Source organism: Pectinatus frisingensis (genome assembly GCF_014076555.1).
Taxonomy (GTDB): domain Bacteria; phylum Bacillota; class Negativicutes; order Selenomonadales; family Selenomonadaceae; genus Pectinatus; species Pectinatus frisingensis.
The window spans coordinates 2266911-2282386 of record NZ_CP045424.1 but is presented as its reverse complement, the minus strand read 5'-3'; the positions used below and the strand labels follow the sequence as shown (position 1 = coordinate 2282386).

The following is a 15476-nucleotide window of genomic DNA, read 5'->3' as shown; positions in this document are numbered from 1 at the left end:
TCACCTCCTTTAGCGATAATAATAAGACTTATGACTTCTTCCCTGCCAAAACACCTGATGGAACTGCGGGTCCTGCTGCCCTAAATGGCGGAATAAATAATGGGCTGCTACTGCCACAAAAAGTACGGTCCATGTTTTCATGAAGATCCCGCCTAATACCGCAAACAAGATTTCTGCAATAAATAAATTTCGTGGCACTCCCATCCAATACAACGGTTTTACCAAAGAGCGATGAATGGAAATTTCATACCCTTCGGGCAATTCTTCTTTTTGACTCATGGCGTAACTCCTGCGATAGTAAGCCCTCCCGCCGAAGTCTGCAGATAAGTCATAAAGTTTGGTGCAAAGAGACAAATAGAAACAGCCAAAATGAGCACAATAAACTTCTGTGTGCCGCCACCGGCATGACCAGAAAAGAGCGCGATAGCAGCCCCAGCAATCCCCATGGCTCCTAGTGTCATCGGTAGTGGCCCTGTCAACTGGTCAGCCAATGAATTGAAAAACTTCATCCACGGCCAGGTAATGCCTTCGACACGATCACCACTGACTGTACTGGCAAAAGCCTTAGTAGATAGGCTGCTCAAAAATAACGTAGCAGCTATCGACTTTTCCAATGTTTTGTTCCTGATTTTTTCAAACAAACAATTTTTCTTTAGATTCATAGGAAATCGCCTCCTCAATTCTTCTCTACATGATGCAAAATATATTGATCTTTCAAACTGTCATATGACTTAACTTCAATGATGTCTTGGACTACCCGGCTTTTCTTACCATCGCCAAGTTCCACATGACTAATAAAAATCACCACGTCAATGGCTTCCCCAATGAGCTCTTTTATGTCTCCTGCCGCCTCCGAATCTTCTTGCGCTAATGACTTGATGCGCGTCAGTCCTTCTTCGGCACCATTGGCATGAACGGTACAAACACCACCTTCATGCCCGGTATTCCAAGCTTTAAGCATGGTATAGGCCGCTCCATCACGAACCTCTCCGACAACAATTCGGTCTGGGGAGCGACGCATGCAATCGGCTAATAATCGCGTCATGTTGTATTTAATCCCGCCTTGCCCAGTATCTTGTTTGGTAAACATCGGGCTATAGTCATCGCCTGGGCATTGCAGCTCTGGCAAATCTTCTAGACTAATAATCCGATGATACGGGGATATTTGAGCAATGGCTGCTAAGATGGCATTAAGAAAGGTTGTCTTTCCGGTTCCTGTACCGCCAACAATCAGGATATTTTTTCTTGCGGCAATGGCTTTTTCAATATAAATTTTATAGCTTTGGCACAGCACCTTGTTTACAACATAGTCTTCCAGATAAAAGATTTTCATGGCCTTTTTCCGGATGTTCATCTGTGGATTGCGCACGATTGGCGGAATTTCACCTTGAAAGCGGGCCCCATAGCCTGCAATTTCTGCTGAAATCGAGGGAATATCTTCATTGACAATTTTCCCGACCTGCCCCGCAACCAGTTCAATAATGGCCTGAATCTTTTCCGGTTCCAAAAAGATATTAGACTTTACTTTCCCCTCTTCGTTTGACTGATAGCGGATAAAACCATCATCATTATTATAAATTTCCGTAATGTCAGGCCGCTTCATCAGATCCACCACAGCAGCGCCTAGCATGACATCTAGATTTTTATTCTCCACCATAACTATTCACTTCCGTATTCTGTTCATCTATAACCTCTGTGTTTTCTTCTTCGGGTTCCTCAAACTCTTGAATCCCATGCTTTGTCGCAAAATCATTATAGAGTTCAATATAGCGATTAATGATAGAGGTGCTTTCCGTGCCTTCAATTTTTTCCTTGGCATCTAAAACAGCGCCAATTAAAAGAACAGTCTTATCTATTGGAAAGCCTGTTTTTTTGATGGTCTGTGCAATAAAATCCAGCCGCTGTGCCTCAATCTCCTTTTTGGTCCGCTTCATCTCCTGCCGAATTTTTGCCATCGTCTGCTCTTGCTTTTGCTGCAGAAAATTGAACTTTTTCTCTAAACGATGAAGGGTTTTTGTTCCTGCCATGGTTCACTTCCTTCCTGCTCATGGCTCTTGATATTCATAAGAAAATTCCTTTGCCTTTTCTTTTTGGCGTTTTTCTTCCGCTACTGCTGCCAATAAGCGCTCTCGCTCCGGATACAGATTATTTCGAATAAGGTCACTGGCTGCCGGGGCATTCATTAACTTCTTCAAGAAAAAGCCGTTTTCGTAATACTTGACTTTATCTGTAAGCACCGGCGGACTGCCACTTGCTACAATGATCTCCTGATCTCCCAGCCGTTTGATTTCATCTGCCGTCATCAAAGCTCTGGCGGTTTCTGACTTCGAGTAATTCTTATTGGAAAACCAACCACTACTTGAAACGCTTTCCACCGTAATTGTTTTATTCCCCAGCAGAGATTCCGTATATTTTCCGGTATCGTTGTCATTCGGTGCATAAAATATCTGTAAATGGCAGTTCATGAGAATTTGGTTGTCTTTCCCATAAATTCCGTTGATCTGCGGCAATCCCTGATTGATCAAAAACACCTTCATACCATAACCAGCAATATAGGAAAGCGTTGCAGCAAAGGACTGCAGATTCCCCAAGGATGAGAATTCATCCATCAAAAAGAGGCATTTATGCTTGTACAAGGTTTTGGCTTGTCCATTTTCGTAGGTGCCAATTTTTTTGGCATGATGCTTTACCATCATTTCAAAAAACAGCCGAAATATTGGGGCCAACCGCAAAAGATCCGAAGGTGGCGTTACTAAGTAAAGGGATACCGGATTTTTGTAATTCATAAGGTCATCGATACAAAAATCACTGACAGAAGTGTTTTTCGCAAGTGTCGGATCAAGGTATTCCTTCAATGCCGTATTGGCAGTAGAAACTATGCTACCGCACTCATTATCTGGTTTTGACAAGATCTCCACAAAGTTCTGATAGATGATTGGATGCACGTTTGGCATGTAGTCCAGTGACATTGCATCTGGATAAAGATCCTTCATATCTCCTGGCGTAAATCTTCGCTTCACATACGATTCACTGCTTTTATCCCATTCCACAATATCAATACCTTCATCCGGCACATGATCAAAGGTCTGCAGCGCTTTTAGCGTATCTAAAAATCCCTTTGCATTTACCTTTTGCACCATCTGCCCATCCAGATCTTCCATGACCGGATTGCCATCTTTATCAAATTCCGGAACGATATTTGCTTTCATAAAAGCAGCTACTGTATAAAGATTTGGCACGTTTGGATAATGTTCCGGATCACTGTAATGCGCATACATCAGATGCAAAATAACCACCGTAATGACTGTTGCAGCATTGGCTCCCCAATGGTCAAGGCTTGCTTTGCCTTCATAATTCGCCAAGATATACGCCAAGTTCTGCGCTGCCGGGACTTCGGCTGCCGTTCCAATCGGAATTTCCTCTAATGGATTCCACCGGGCAGATCTGCCATCCACTGCTGTTGGTTCAAACTTGATAACCTTGTGTCCCATTCGCTTTCGATACCCTGCTGTAACACCCCAGTTTTCACTTTTAATATCATTGACGATGACGCTTGACCTCCAACCACCAAGGAGTGTTGGAATAATCAGTCCTACACCTTTACCTGAGCGCGTCGGCGCAATAACCGCCAAATGTTTATTCGAGTTATCCCGCAAGTAAAAATGCGGACAGGAAATATAAAACTGCAGTAACTTTTTATATAGGCACACCCAAGGATATACCGTATAAAAATCATATTTTTGCGGTTCATATTTCGGCGGATGCTCAATGTTATTTTGCAAGCTCTGCAGTCGCTTCTCCATTTTTTGTCGCACTGCCACATCCGCTTCAGGAATTTCTTCTAATTGATTTTGCACGATAACCAGCTGATTGCTTATGCAATCCATTTTCTTATCCAGACGCTTATCAAAATCCATTTCTGCAAAAGATACCTTTTCTTGTTTGATTTTTTCTACCGAACGAAGAATGGAGGTAAACTTTCTTGTAAGTGCATTATCATAGAGTCCTACGACTACTCCACTAGCTGAAATCAGATCCATACCTAAGATATCTTTATATTCACCCCAATGCGCACTACCATGAGAATCCAAGCGGCGCGGTGGCTGCAAAAGAAATAAGAGTAACAAACCGCCAAGAAAGCCGCCATAAATATAGATATAGGTCTGCTTGAATAAATCGGGTATATAGGAATGGAAATGTTGAAACCAGCTGAAATATTTCCATGGATAATAATAAAACTGCCCATTCATCTGAAATGGGGTTCCGAGTAGAGGATCGTATTGTACCAAAGCGGCCAACTTTTGTGTTGCCGTCCACAAGCCAATAAAGGCTGGCATGAAAAAGAAAAATAGCCTAATCATGGTATGTGCCTATAGCTAAATCCTGATTGACAAAAATACTGAACTGAAAGCCCGGTTCAATTTCAATCGTCGGATTCACATTGGCATCCTTATCCATGAGTTTTTGCCCGGTCTGTAGGATTGAAGCAACGGCTCCTGAAACTGCTTCTTGTCCGGGACTTCGGCTATCACTACCAGAGGTATTTCCTGTTAAGCTTTGCGCTGCTGCGCTAAAGAGCGCACTGAAAAACGCCGTTTGATATAACTTACCTCGATGCTCATTGTACTTATCCATTAAGCCCGGATATCCAGTACCATCAATCGCCTGCTGATTGGGAAGCGTAAGTGAAGCACCATTTGGCAAAATAATACGTTTAAAAAGCACACTAATTCTCTGATTACCAAGACCTCCAGCTGCACCCGTTGTCCCAATAATTCGACTGCCCTGAGGAATCAGTAAATGCGTTCCGGTAAGGCTATCATAAATATTTTGCCGAACCTGCGCTACAACATCACCATTTGGGACATCACTTGTTACACCCGTGAGAAGCGTTGCCTGAATCACTGCCCCGGCATTTAAAACATAACTTCCTGTGTCTTGCGGTTCATCATCGGAAAAGGAGTACGCAGTTGGTATCGCTTGTATTTTTGATGTGCCTACCGCTGCCGTAGAAATTGGTGTAACTTCTGGTGTCTGCCCCTGCGAAACAGCCGCTGCAATTTTGAAAGCTAACGCACTACTATTAATAGCCTGTTGTACCTTTACTGCTTTTTCCTCTTCCACTGCCGCATTATCCCGATAACTACTATTCGAAGATGCTGCTGAAGGCGTTGCTGGAACATAGGTAGCTGAAGCGGGGCGACTGGTTGTTGCACTAGTTGCCTGGTATGAATTCTGCGCTCTGATTGGTGAGTTTGTCCCCTGCCCACTTTGCCCCCCATTGCTGTTTAGATCATTCCCTTTATTTTTCTGATACTTGCCAATCTCCGAATACTTGTCTGGAAGCTGTTCTGCCGGTGTAGCAGCTGTTGCAACACTTTTACTAGAAAGCGGTTTATCTACTTTCTCTTTTGTCCCGAAAAACGTATTGCTGGCAGCTGCCGTAATCGCACAAAGTAGGACGGCTCCACCAGTGACCATAATGGCTTTTTTCTTTAAGGTTTTCGCCTGACTTTCCGGATCATCGTCATCCGAGAAATCGATTTCACCACTCTCCCCTTTCTCTTTTTCTGCTTTTTCATCAAGTGTTTCAGTTTCCTCTTCTTCAAAATCTTCATCCCGTTTTTTATGAAACAGGCCTTTCACCTTGTCAAATATCACTTTTTATCACCACCTGTTAGAAGTTTTGGCAGACCTGATTCTTCTTTTTTGGGGTAAAGATCTACATAGACATTAGATGAATAATAAAGTCTGGCATGCGTAAACACACGATCCGCAATGAAATAAGCCCCATGAACCCGGTAATTTACGAGCGTTAGTTTTTCTTTGTCGGTGCTTTCGACATTGTAAAGGACTGGCAGATCATACTTATTGGACTTTGGCATCTGAATATAGGTCCGTGTTCCATCATCAAAAACCTTGCGTGGAAATAAAGCTACATCCGCTTTTTTGCTGCCCTTGGTTTCATAGGAATAGTTCATCGTTTTAGCTACATAACGACCATTTACTTTCTCTGTAAAAATATCTAGAAATTCTTTTTCTTCGCGATTTTCATAAACTTCCGTACTTGCCAGTTTCCGATACATTTCTTCCGGATAGTCCCATGAAATGACGGGATTATATGTATCCGTCGATGATACCGCCAAACGATAGGAACGTTTATCCGTATTGATAATAAAGTTCGTGCTGATATCAGCGAACTTTGGTTTTATATAAACATGAACGGTATTATCTACCTTAGCCGTCTCAATGTTCCAGCGCTCCGTATCCCCAGCTAGGACTCCCACTAACTTTTCATTCGGATGCAATGCAAGATCTGTCACATGCCCAAGCTGTACATACACTTGATACACACTGCCCTCGTTATAGTCATACATCAGTTTAGATGCAGAAACATAGGCATCATCTGTTGCATAAAAGGCTTTCTGCTCAGCAAGGGCAACGAGACTGGATGAATACATCGAAACTGCTACAGCTATTGCGATAAAAATTTTACGATGGTTCAAAGCTGTCACTCCTTGCTTTCATTTTCTTTGCTGATAGCTAAATCCTTAATTTTAAGTCCTAATGGATTAATGAGTAATTCTTCCTCTTTGCTCTGCGGTTCAATAGCAACCGAAAAGAGCGCTACATAGCTGATTTTTCTTCCTGTTGTATTGCCGCTGATGGCATACTCCTCTTCAATCCAGCGAACCTGATAGGTTGAATTTGATCCCGGCTGCAATTGAATAGAACGGATCTGTGGCTGCACCGTCATGCGGCCAAGGAGGCTCACAGGATTATCTTTCGATACAATTGCATTTATTTTTTGAGCAGCTTCCTGTGTCATGAAATGCCGGGAACGATTCCAGTTGTTTTTATATTGGACTGGATCGAGCGGAATGGTTCTTGTATCGGCAATGAATTGCGCCAAAAAGGTTTTGATTTCTGCCTCCTGTGGTTTATAGTTGGTTGCCTTTAGTTGGCCGCCAGTTTCTACCTGCCCTGTGGCATTGTCCACGCGAACGACATACGTCTTATAATTTGCCGTTGTTGCAATGAAAATAATGGAAAGCACACATATGATCAAAAGCACGAGATACAGCAAGTTCCTTTTTTTCGCCACATCTTTATCTAAAGCCAGATTATATAAATCACTTTGGAATATGCCTGCAGCCTTTCGGTCAAATGCTTCAGTTGGTTCTCCTTTTGGGAAAAATTTCGTTTGCGGTTCCATATATTTCACCTCCTTTACGGTGAAATATTATCATTATTTTAATAAAAAGTAAATAATAATATTTATACAAAACCATCTAAAACAAAGAGATTGTACAAATATTTTTACCTATATTCAAATAAAATATATTTTACAATCGCAGATAAAAGTCATATAATATAAGCAGAAAAATGAATCGACGGCGAGAGCTAAAACCCATAATGCGCATTTACACAAAACTCTATCGAGCTTTGTAGCGCCACCCTCCAGCTGGACCGGATTGCTGCCTCCGGCAGACGGCTTTGCCGTGCTTCGTTTTCCTGCGGACCAACGAACCGAAAAATTTTTACAAATTTTAAAAAGAAACAGCAGCGCCGAGAAATACGGGGCTGCCAAAGGGAAAAGATATGGCCCATTACTATTTTGAAAATACACCGCACGGCACACGAAAAAACGGCACCAAGCTAAATACAAAAACACATTACGACTACATTTTCCGTGAAGGTGAATACGCTCATATGGAAAATCGCGAAGAAGATCTTGCTTTTACTTCTTACGGAAATATGCCAAGCTGGACTGATCATCCGGGGCTGTTTTGGGAAGAAGCTGAAGCCCACCGGGATAAACCCGATGGCCGCGCTTATCGGGAATTTCGTTTTGCCCTGCAGGAAGAATTTACCCTTGCCGAAAATATGGAGCTTATCGAGCAGCTATTAAAAGAAACCGGCATTAAGGACCACCATGTTTATTCCTATGCCATCCATGATAAAGCAGCCACTTTCGACAAAGAGCATCGAAACATCCACTGTCATTTAATGTTCAATGAAAAAATCATTGAACGCGACCGTCCACTTTCTTCTGATAAATTTTTCAATCATTATGCGACAAATCGTGTTGGTGAACCAACACAGGGCTATCGCTCATCAAGGGAATTCATCACCAAAGAAATGACCCTTCATTTGCGTAAACGCTGGGCTGAAATGGTCAATGAAAAGTTTCAGGAGAAAGGCCTTTCCTCTCGTATCAGTGAAAAAGCCTTAAATGCCCAACGTGAAGACCTGCTTCTGTCTGGAAAAAATGAGGAGGCAGAACTTCTCAACCGAACCCCTGCCCCACACCTTGGCAGCACTTACCGGAATCCAGTATCTATGCAAAAAATTATGGATCGAATCGAGCAAACCGATCACGAGGCAGATTTTCCGGAAACTGCTGAGGAAACAGATATCACTGCTCTTTCTTCTAAAGAGCAAAATATCTTAGTTTTTGCTAATGATGTCGTGATCCGCCAGGTCGCCCGGCAAATACAGCAGGAACGCCTGCGGCTGCAAAAAGAGCAGGATGCAGAAAGAGCAAAATTTGAAGCGGCAGAACTCATGGAAGAGCCGCTTATCATAACCATTGGCGATGTCTATTCTTATCTTGAAGAAACAGCCTCCCACTACCGAAAGCTGGCTGACGATAAATTAGCTGCCTATAAAGCTTTAAAACCGCAGATTCTAAGTGACCAACAATTACGCCTTGCCGCTCAGGACAAAGCCTTCAATAACCAGTATGATAAAACCCGCAAAGCTTATGCAAAAACTGCCAAGAAATTGCAACGTATCAAAGAAGCGGCTGCCTCCCTATATGGCGTTCCTGACAAAACACATGAGCTGGCCGAATGCAGCAAAAAAATAAAGCTGCTTACCGAAGAACGAAATCTTCTTGGTAAGCAGCTCAATAACTATCGTCGCGCTATAGATGGCGAAGCGAAAGAAAAGATTGATGACATTTTTAAAACGTTACAGCATGAAAATGCTGAAAAACAGCTTCAAATCAACCGGCTTTATGCCGAATATCTTTTACTCAAAAAACAAGTCGGTAAATATGCTGAAGTTGTACAAAAGCTTAGCACTGAAAACATGGATATGATTCTTTTCACGGATAAGCTCCCGGCAACATTAAACCGCAAATGTAAAGTTGACGGTACCCAGCCTATTTCTAAGCTCAAAATCTTGGCTTATAAAGGTGATTCCTATGCCCTTTTAGAGCAACTTCCTGCTCTTACCGATACAGCCAAGAATATAGATAATATCTATACCGTCACTGCCGTAAAACTTGGCGATAATATAAGTCGTGGCACTGTTCCAAAATATGAGCTTCAAATAACAACAGACAACAACAGTAAATGGAAAATCCAAAGTTCTTCTATTCCGATCAAAAATGATTCTACTCCTGAAATTGTCCGACTCTATACGCCCCATGAATCAAGGCAGAAAAATGCAACTTTACAAAAGAATTTAGCAAGACATTCTCATCCTATTTTGCAGGCTGCCTACAGTCACCAAAAGCAAACAATTTCATCTCATATTTCCACCCTTGCTGAAAAGCTTATTTCAAAAGAAAAGGACATCCATTTAGATGCTCATTGGAATAATGAATCTGAAGTCAAAGACAAGGCAAAAATTGCCGAAGATAAGATGTATCAAGGATGGAATCTGTAAATTTTTAATAACCGTAAAAAATCAGTTTTCTACAGATAAAGGTACTGGGTGACACTGAGCGGCGCAGCCCGAGGACGGCAGGCGGAAGACGCGCCAGCGGCTGTAGCGCCGCCCGCAGGGACGCGGAGCGGGTACCGATAACAAAAAGGGGGCTGTCGCACCAAGCGGAAATTCCACTATATATTGTGATTTGTTTGCTCAAAATTCACAACATATGGTAGAAAAATTTCTTAGTGCAACAGCCCCTTTTAACAATTATTATATTGCCTCTATACCTTCAATTAAAATGTTTTTTAGCTATTCTTTGCGGCAAAAAAACGTTTCAAATTATCTGGAACTGGTTTCGGCTCTGCTTTAGCTGCTACAGCCGCTTGGACCCCGCCATATACATAACGGAGAATGGCATCCACCAGCATCGCCTTAGGTGGCGTTGTGTACTCTTGCCCCTGCCAAAGCCACACCCGACAATCAATATCTTCACCGGCAATCTCGCCACAGCAACCGCACAGGCTTTCTTTAAAATCAAATTGGATGTCTTGCCCGTTAATTCGAATAGTCGGCGAGCTGACAAAACCTAATTGCTGGGCCTGCTCTTCTGTTTCAACTAAAATCTTGTGGACATCCAGCGCGTACCCGGCGCTTTGTAATAACGCTGATACTTCCTCAATAGCTTCGTCTAAGCTGGTATCGGTACCGAGGCAGCGGTCACAGGTCGTTAAGTCAATATACATAAAGTCAATAATGATGTGCCGCTTTACCGTGGTACCTTCTTCTGAACCACAACACCCTGAACTGCAGGAACAGCAACCTGCACTATCTTGTGCACTCATTTTATTTACCATCAAAATCCTCTCCTTCGTTTTTGAAGTCTCTTAGACATTCACCTCTATAGACGAAAGAGTGCCCTAAAGGGGCGCAGTTTTTCAACAATATTTACACGTAAGGTGCTTACGCTTATAGTCTGTGATATTGCCCAGTCTGTCAAATTCAAGGTGACAGCACCCTAACAAAATTTCTTTCAGTTTGGCCCTCGCACGCTGCACCCTCGACTTAGCACCAGAAAGTGATAATCCAAGTCTCTGGGCTAAGTCTCGCTGAGTCAGATTTTCAAACTCGGTAAGCACAATTGCCTCTCGATACTTCTCAGGCAAATGGTTAAGTATGGTTTTAAGACAGTCTGCCACTTCACGAGAAACATCATCACCTATAAAATCCGTATTAACCGTATCCGGTAAATCCGTCAGTTCGGCAGTGACGCTTTTGTTGGTACGATAGTAATCAATGATAGCGTTGCGAGTAATCTGATAGACCCAAGCATGAATTTTACTTTCATCTTTTAGGGTTTCGATATGATCGTGAATTTTGCAAAATATATCTTGTAGGATATCCTCTGCGTCATACTTATTTTGGACACGCTTGGCAATAAACTGTTTTAGCGGTATACTGAATTCTTCCCAAATGCCCTTTGTATCGATATCCAATGTTATCCTACCTCCGCTCTCTTGTCCAGGTACTAAGATGAACAGCGCCGTCGGACGCTGTTCATCTTCTCCTGTTACTTCAACATGGCTTTGATTTCTTCCTTGCCAGGCACTTTGCCAGCAACCTTGACGACCCCGTCCACCACCAACGCAGGAGTGGTCATAACGCCGTATTTCATGATCTCTTTAATGTCTTCCACTTTTGCGAATTCAGCGTCAATCCCCAGTTCCGCCACCGCTTGGGTAGCCGCCTGATATAAAGCACCACATTTTTGACAACCCATTCCTAAAATTTCGATTTTCATTAACATCGCTCCTGCTTCTTTATTTTAAAAATTTAAGTATACTCTGGCTATGGCCGATCTGCTCACTCAATGTTTTTTCCGCCGCCCCGATCACATCCAGTACCGACGGGTAGGCAATACGGTAAAACATTTTCTGACCGTCTTTGCGGGAATCAAGAATCCCCTGCTTTTTCATCACACTTAAGTGCTGCGACAAATTGGATTGTTCAATGTCTAATTCCTCAATAATTTCACATACGCAACGTTCGCCTTGTTCCAGTAAGTGAAGAATTTTAATCCGTATCGGATGGGCTAACGTTTTAAAAAAATCGGCCGTCAGTTTTACGACAATATCTTCTGCCATAAAGATAACCTCCTATAATATAGCGTTAAATAAATAACCGATGATAATGATGGATACAGATACAATGCCGATAAAAATAGCAATCAGTTTCGGTTTGATGACCTTGCGCAGAATAATCATCTCCGGTGTGGAAATGGCCACAATGGCCATCATGAAGGCTAGCGCAGTCCCCAAGGGCATGCCCTTTTCCACCAGCGCTTGTACGATGGGAATGGTGCCGGCGGCATTAGAGTAAAGAGGAATGGCAATCAGTACCGCTATGATGACGGCAAAGGGATTATCCGGCCCGGCATATTTCACCACAAAGTCGACGGGAGCATAGCCGTGTATCCAGCCGCCGATACCAATACCGACCAGCACATAGGGCCATACCCTTTTAAGAATATCAACGGTATATTCTTTCGCATACCCCACCCGTTCCTGCCAAGTGGGGGCAGTAATGTCACTTTCACCCATATGGATTTGATACACATACTCCTCCACCTGGTTTTCCAAGTGCAGCTTGCCGATAACAATGCCGCTAAAGAAGGCAATGATCACACCGGTCACCACATACAAAACGGCAATTTTCCAGCCGAACAACCCCCACAACATGACCAGGGCTACTTCGTTCACCGTCGGTGAAGAAATCAAAAAGGAAAAGGTCACTCCTAGCGGCAGGCCGGATTCCAGAAAACCGATAAATAACGGCACCGCCGAACAGGAGCAAAATGGAGTCACGATACCGAGAAGCGCGGCCAGGAAGTTACCCACGTACTCCCGTTTGTGGCTTAACAGCTTCTTAGCCCTTTCCGGGGGAAAGTAACTGCGAATCATGGCCACTATAAAGATGATAGTAACCAACAGTAAAAAGATTTTCATGGTATCGTAGAAGAAGAAATCAAGAGCATCACCTAACCTTGTACCCGGCGCGATACCCATCCACTGATACACGATGAGATCGGCAAAAGCTTGCAACATAATCAACACCTCCATGGTCTTCCCTATTACCGCTCCCTGAAGGAGCAATTATAATATATTAGATTTTTATCATATTATAATATATTAATTTATTATTAGCAATTCTTTTATGAGATAAATTTTCAGTACTCCCTTTCGCTTCTAATGCGGCACACAAAAAAAAGACTGACCGCAACACAATAAGTCAGTCCTTTGTCTATAATGTTGGAAATACTTTCAAAAGAGCCCGTCCCCGGCAGGCTGGTAGGCGGCTGACAAGGAGCCTTCGGGTCTGCTCCCCCTTGCTAAGTTGACTAATGACCTCCGGATATAGGATATGGCTCTAAGCGCCAGCGGCTGCAGCGCCGCCCACAGGAACGCGGAGCGGGCCCTTCTTACGAATGTTAATCCTTTGAAATACTGTATCCGCCATCTACGGGAATAGATGCGCCCGTAATATATTTTGCCTGTTCTGAAATTAAAAAAAGTACTGTTGTTGCAATTTCTTCGGCCATAGCAAACCTTCCCAGTGGAATTAGCTTTAATCTGCACGCTTCCGCATCGCTATCGGTTACATGTTGTTTTAAGCCATCAGTGAGCGTTCTTCCTGGTTCAATGGCATTGACATTAATTTTATAAGGAGCTAATTCCACTGCCATTGCCTTTGTCAACATACGGACTCCCGCTTTTGCAGTGGCATAGGCAGCCATGCTTTTCCCAACCAGGCTGGCCCTCATACATGCAATATTTACGATGCTGCCGCCGCAGCCATTTTGAACCATCCATTTGGCTACTGCCTGCCCCCAAAGAAAAGTTCCTTTTAAATTTACATCCAATGTTTTATCCCATTGTTCCTCCGTCATTTCCAGAAACTCAATTTTTTCAATTAGACCAACGTTTGCGATCAATGCATCAATACGACCAAACTTATTAATACATTGGTCAAAGGCTGCTTCCACATCTTTTTTCTTTGTTACGTCTCCGCAGAAATAATCTACATTCTTACCTGCAAACTCATCCTGAACAACACGAAGCAGCTCTTTTTTATTTTTATCAAACAAAAATACAGAGTATCCATTATTCACTAAAATGGAAGTGATAGCTTTTCCCATGCCGGCGGCCGCCCCGGTTACAATAGACACCTTCCCAGTAAAATTTTCCATTAACATCTTCCCCTCTATCCAGAAATTAATAATAAGTACTTCCTCAAATATTCTCTTTATCCTCCAGGCAAAATCGGTAAAATCCCCCCCTGATTATGCGCAGCAACGGCTATACCATTGACAAATACTGCCTTTTTTGCTATGGTTTTTTTAACAAATAGCTGATCAAAAAAATTGAAGGCTAAGAAATCTTCCGCAGAGGATTTCTTAGCCTTTTTCTTTTGTTCAGCTAACGTTGAAAAATCGCTGTCAGCCCAATTGCCATTATTATTTTTATAGATAATATGAGGTTGTTGCCGCGAATTAAGTCCATTAAGAAAATCATTGCAAACGACACATAATTCTTTCAGGTGCGATTCAGTCGTTTCTCTCTTGTACAAGGAATCAAATTTTATTCCCTTTAAATTCTCTTTTCTTCCAGCTACAGCCAAACAAAACATTATTTCGTTCGACTCTGGATATCATCTACAGACAGCAACTGTTCTTTTAGTTCATCCATTGGAAGATATTTTAAATATATTATTAGGATATTGGTTTATTATTTTTTTCTTCACCCAATAACTTTATTTCCATATCTTCCAATGCCTTTATATAATCTTTTTCGGCCTTTGAAACATCACCTAAATGCAATATCTTATATTTTTTGTATTCTTCTTTAGCTTTTATTTCAGCCGTCTTAGTACTAATTTTTCCGGAATGAGTGAGAATTTCATGCTTGGACAATTTCAAAAATCCATCTAATGTGTCAATCCAATCTGACATATACATAGGTATCCTTCTACGAGCCTGCATTTCTGCAAATTCAAGATAAGCAGAAACTACACTGTTTAATGCAGATAATTCGTCTTCAGTACAATAGTTTTTTGCTACTAATGCGTCAGCTTGCGTAGGCTGTTCTCCCTTGAAACTGAGTATACCCATATAAGGCTTGTCTGCATCTGCCGAGTAATAAATTTTTTCTGCTGCAGTCTGTCCATGTGCTGCCCAATGCATTTTATTCTGCATAGTTTTGAAAAACAACGTAGAGGCTTCCGTTCTAGGATCATAATCAACACTGGTTGCATAGATATCAAGAACCTTTCTCCAAAACACTTTTTCTGAGGAACGGATATCACGGATACGCTCCAGTAATTCATCAAAATAAATTCCACCGCCATTATTTTTTAAAAAATCATCATTCATGGCGAATCCTTTTTTCATATACTCTTTCAAAACATTGTTTGCCCAAATCCTAAACTGAGTGCCTCGTAAAGATTTTACACGATAGCCTACAGAAATAATAACGTCTAAGTTATAATAGTCAACTTGATATGTTTTTCCATCCGTAGCAGTTGTTGCAAAATTTGCAACAACTGAATCTCTTATTAATTCGCCTTCTTTAAATATATTTTTTATGTGACGTGAAATGGTAGACTTATCTCGCTGAAATAGCTCTGCCATTCCATCAATCGAGAGCCAAACAGTATCATTATCAAAGGTAGTTTCTATTTTAGTTAGACCATCTTCAGTCTGATACATTATAATTTCAGAATTCATATGCACACCTCGTACTTGTTTTTTTCATTAT

At 42.1% G+C, this 15476-nt stretch carries 17 protein-coding genes; 1 reads left to right on the top strand and 16 read right to left on the bottom strand.

Features of this window, described 5'->3' with window-relative positions:
* Positions 1–9: 9 nt before the first annotated feature.
* From F8M42_RS10755 to F8M42_RS10720, 8 genes are read right to left on the bottom strand one after another with little or no spacing between them, the layout of a single operon-like run.
* Complete coding sequence (locus tag F8M42_RS10755) at positions 10–279, bottom strand: VirB3 family type IV secretion system protein (protein ID WP_182186634.1); 270 nt, start codon at positions 277–279, stop codon at positions 10–12.
* Positions 276–662 (bottom strand): TrbC/VirB2 family protein, encoded by a 387-nt coding sequence (locus F8M42_RS10750; RefSeq protein WP_182186632.1) that lies wholly within the window; start codon positions 660–662, stop codon positions 276–278. Before F8M42_RS10750 ends, F8M42_RS10755 begins: the two co-directional genes overlap by 4 nt.
* A gap of 14 nt (positions 663–676) precedes the next feature.
* Positions 677–1657 (bottom strand): ATPase, T2SS/T4P/T4SS family, encoded by a 981-nt coding sequence (locus F8M42_RS10745; protein ID WP_182186630.1) that lies wholly within the window; start codon positions 1655–1657, stop codon positions 677–679.
* Positions 1644–2027, bottom strand: a complete 384-nt coding sequence (locus F8M42_RS10740) for a hypothetical protein (RefSeq protein ID WP_182186629.1) — start codon at positions 2025–2027, stop codon at positions 1644–1646. The genes F8M42_RS10745 and F8M42_RS10740 overlap by 14 nt, the downstream gene beginning before the upstream one ends.
* 18 nt (positions 2028–2045) lie before the next feature.
* Positions 2046–4361: a type IV secretory system conjugative DNA transfer family protein gene (locus F8M42_RS10735; protein ID WP_182186627.1), complete on the bottom strand. Its 2316-nt coding sequence runs from the start codon at positions 4359–4361 to the stop codon at positions 2046–2048.
* On the bottom strand, positions 4354–5661 hold the full coding sequence (locus F8M42_RS10730) for a TrbI/VirB10 family protein (RefSeq protein WP_182186626.1): 1308 nt from the start codon (positions 5659–5661) through the stop codon (positions 4354–4356). The genes F8M42_RS10735 and F8M42_RS10730 overlap by 8 nt, the downstream gene beginning before the upstream one ends.
* Positions 5658–6506, bottom strand: coding sequence for a TrbG/VirB9 family P-type conjugative transfer protein (locus tag F8M42_RS10725; RefSeq protein WP_182186624.1), 849 nt, complete (start codon positions 6504–6506; stop codon positions 5658–5660). Before F8M42_RS10725 ends, F8M42_RS10730 begins: the two co-directional genes overlap by 4 nt.
* Before the next feature lie 5 nt (positions 6507–6511).
* Positions 6512–7216, bottom strand: coding sequence for a type IV secretion system protein (locus F8M42_RS10720; protein WP_182186622.1), 705 nt, complete (start codon positions 7214–7216; stop codon positions 6512–6514).
* Positions 7217–7602: 386 nt separating this feature from the next.
* Between F8M42_RS10720 and F8M42_RS10715 the strand changes: the two genes are divergently transcribed.
* On the top strand, positions 7603–9678 hold the full coding sequence (locus tag F8M42_RS10715) for a MobA/MobL family protein (RefSeq protein WP_182186621.1): 2076 nt from the start codon (positions 7603–7605) through the stop codon (positions 9676–9678).
* Positions 9679–9971: 293 nt separating this feature from the next.
* On the opposite strand, the gene F8M42_RS10710 is transcribed toward F8M42_RS10715, so the two are convergent.
* From F8M42_RS10710 to F8M42_RS10675, 8 genes are all read right to left on the bottom strand, one after another.
* Positions 9972–10520 carry a DUF2703 domain-containing protein gene (locus F8M42_RS10710; protein ID WP_182186619.1) on the bottom strand — a complete coding sequence of 183 codons (549 nt, stop codon included), beginning with the start codon at positions 10518–10520 and terminating at the stop codon, positions 9972–9974.
* Positions 10521–10601: 81 nt separating this feature from the next.
* Positions 10602–11159: an RNA polymerase sigma factor SigZ gene (gene sigZ / locus F8M42_RS10705; RefSeq protein ID WP_196602398.1), complete on the bottom strand. Its 558-nt coding sequence runs from the start codon at positions 11157–11159 to the stop codon at positions 10602–10604.
* Between the two features lie 74 nt (positions 11160–11233).
* On the bottom strand, positions 11234–11464 hold the full coding sequence (locus F8M42_RS10700) for a thioredoxin family protein (protein ID WP_182186617.1): 231 nt from the start codon (positions 11462–11464) through the stop codon (positions 11234–11236).
* A gap of 19 nt (positions 11465–11483) precedes the next feature.
* Complete coding sequence (locus F8M42_RS10695; RefSeq protein ID WP_182186615.1) at positions 11484–11807, bottom strand: ArsR/SmtB family transcription factor; 324 nt, start codon at positions 11805–11807, stop codon at positions 11484–11486.
* 12 nt (positions 11808–11819) lie between these two features.
* On the bottom strand, positions 11820–12767 hold the full coding sequence (locus F8M42_RS10690; protein ID WP_182186613.1) for a permease: 948 nt from the start codon (positions 12765–12767) through the stop codon (positions 11820–11822).
* Between the two features lie 383 nt (positions 12768–13150).
* Entirely contained in the window at positions 13151–13909 is a 759-nt protein-coding gene (locus F8M42_RS10685; protein ID WP_182186612.1) for an SDR family NAD(P)-dependent oxidoreductase, read from the bottom strand.
* A gap of 56 nt (positions 13910–13965) precedes the next feature.
* Positions 13966–14349 carry a DUF6650 family protein gene (locus F8M42_RS10680; protein ID WP_182186610.1) on the bottom strand — a complete coding sequence of 128 codons (384 nt, stop codon included), beginning with the start codon at positions 14347–14349 and terminating at the stop codon, positions 13966–13968.
* A gap of 82 nt (positions 14350–14431) precedes the next feature.
* Positions 14432–15445, bottom strand: coding sequence for a virulence RhuM family protein (locus F8M42_RS10675; RefSeq protein ID WP_182186609.1), 1014 nt, complete (start codon positions 15443–15445; stop codon positions 14432–14434).
* Positions 15446–15476: the final 31 nt, after the last annotated feature.

Excerpts from the sequence above, each read along its gene's own strand:
- F8M42_RS10740 (WP_182186629.1), bottom strand. The coding sequence starts at position 2,027 with ATGGCAGGAACAAAAACCCTTCATCGTTTAGAGAAAAAGTTCAATTTT.
- F8M42_RS10755 (WP_182186634.1), bottom strand. The coding sequence starts at position 279 with ATGAGTCAAAAAGAAGAATTGCCCGAAGGGTATGAAATTTCCATTCAT.
- F8M42_RS10735 (WP_182186627.1), bottom strand. The coding sequence starts at position 4,361 with ATGATTAGGCTATTTTTCTTTTTCATGCCAGCCTTTATTGGCTTGTGG.
- F8M42_RS10715 (WP_182186621.1), top strand. The coding sequence starts at position 7,603 with ATGGCCCATTACTATTTTGAAAATACACCGCACGGCACACGAAAAAAC.
- F8M42_RS10675 (WP_182186609.1), bottom strand. The coding sequence starts at position 15,445 with ATGAATTCTGAAATTATAATGTATCAGACTGAAGATGGTCTAACTAAA.
- F8M42_RS10685 (WP_182186612.1), bottom strand. The coding sequence starts at position 13,909 with ATGGAAAATTTTACTGGGAAGGTGTCTATTGTAACCGGGGCGGCCGCC.
- F8M42_RS10720 (WP_182186622.1), bottom strand. The coding sequence starts at position 7,216 with ATGGAACCGCAAACGAAATTTTTCCCAAAAGGAGAACCAACTGAAGCA.
- F8M42_RS10745 (WP_182186630.1), bottom strand. The coding sequence starts at position 1,657 with ATGGTGGAGAATAAAAATCTAGATGTCATGCTAGGCGCTGCTGTGGTG.
- F8M42_RS10750 (WP_182186632.1), bottom strand. The coding sequence starts at position 662 with ATGAATCTAAAGAAAAATTGTTTGTTTGAAAAAATCAGGAACAAAACA.
- F8M42_RS10710 (WP_182186619.1), bottom strand. The coding sequence starts at position 10,520 with ATGGTAAATAAAATGAGTGCACAAGATAGTGCAGGTTGCTGTTCCTGC.
- F8M42_RS10690 (WP_182186613.1), bottom strand. The coding sequence starts at position 12,767 with ATGTTGCAAGCTTTTGCCGATCTCATCGTGTATCAGTGGATGGGTATC.
- F8M42_RS10700 (WP_182186617.1), bottom strand. The coding sequence starts at position 11,464 with ATGAAAATCGAAATTTTAGGAATGGGTTGTCAAAAATGTGGTGCTTTA.
- F8M42_RS10680 (WP_182186610.1), bottom strand. The coding sequence starts at position 14,349 with ATGTTTTGTTTGGCTGTAGCTGGAAGAAAAGAGAATTTAAAGGGAATA.
- F8M42_RS10695 (WP_182186615.1), bottom strand. The coding sequence starts at position 11,807 with ATGGCAGAAGATATTGTCGTAAAACTGACGGCCGATTTTTTTAAAACG.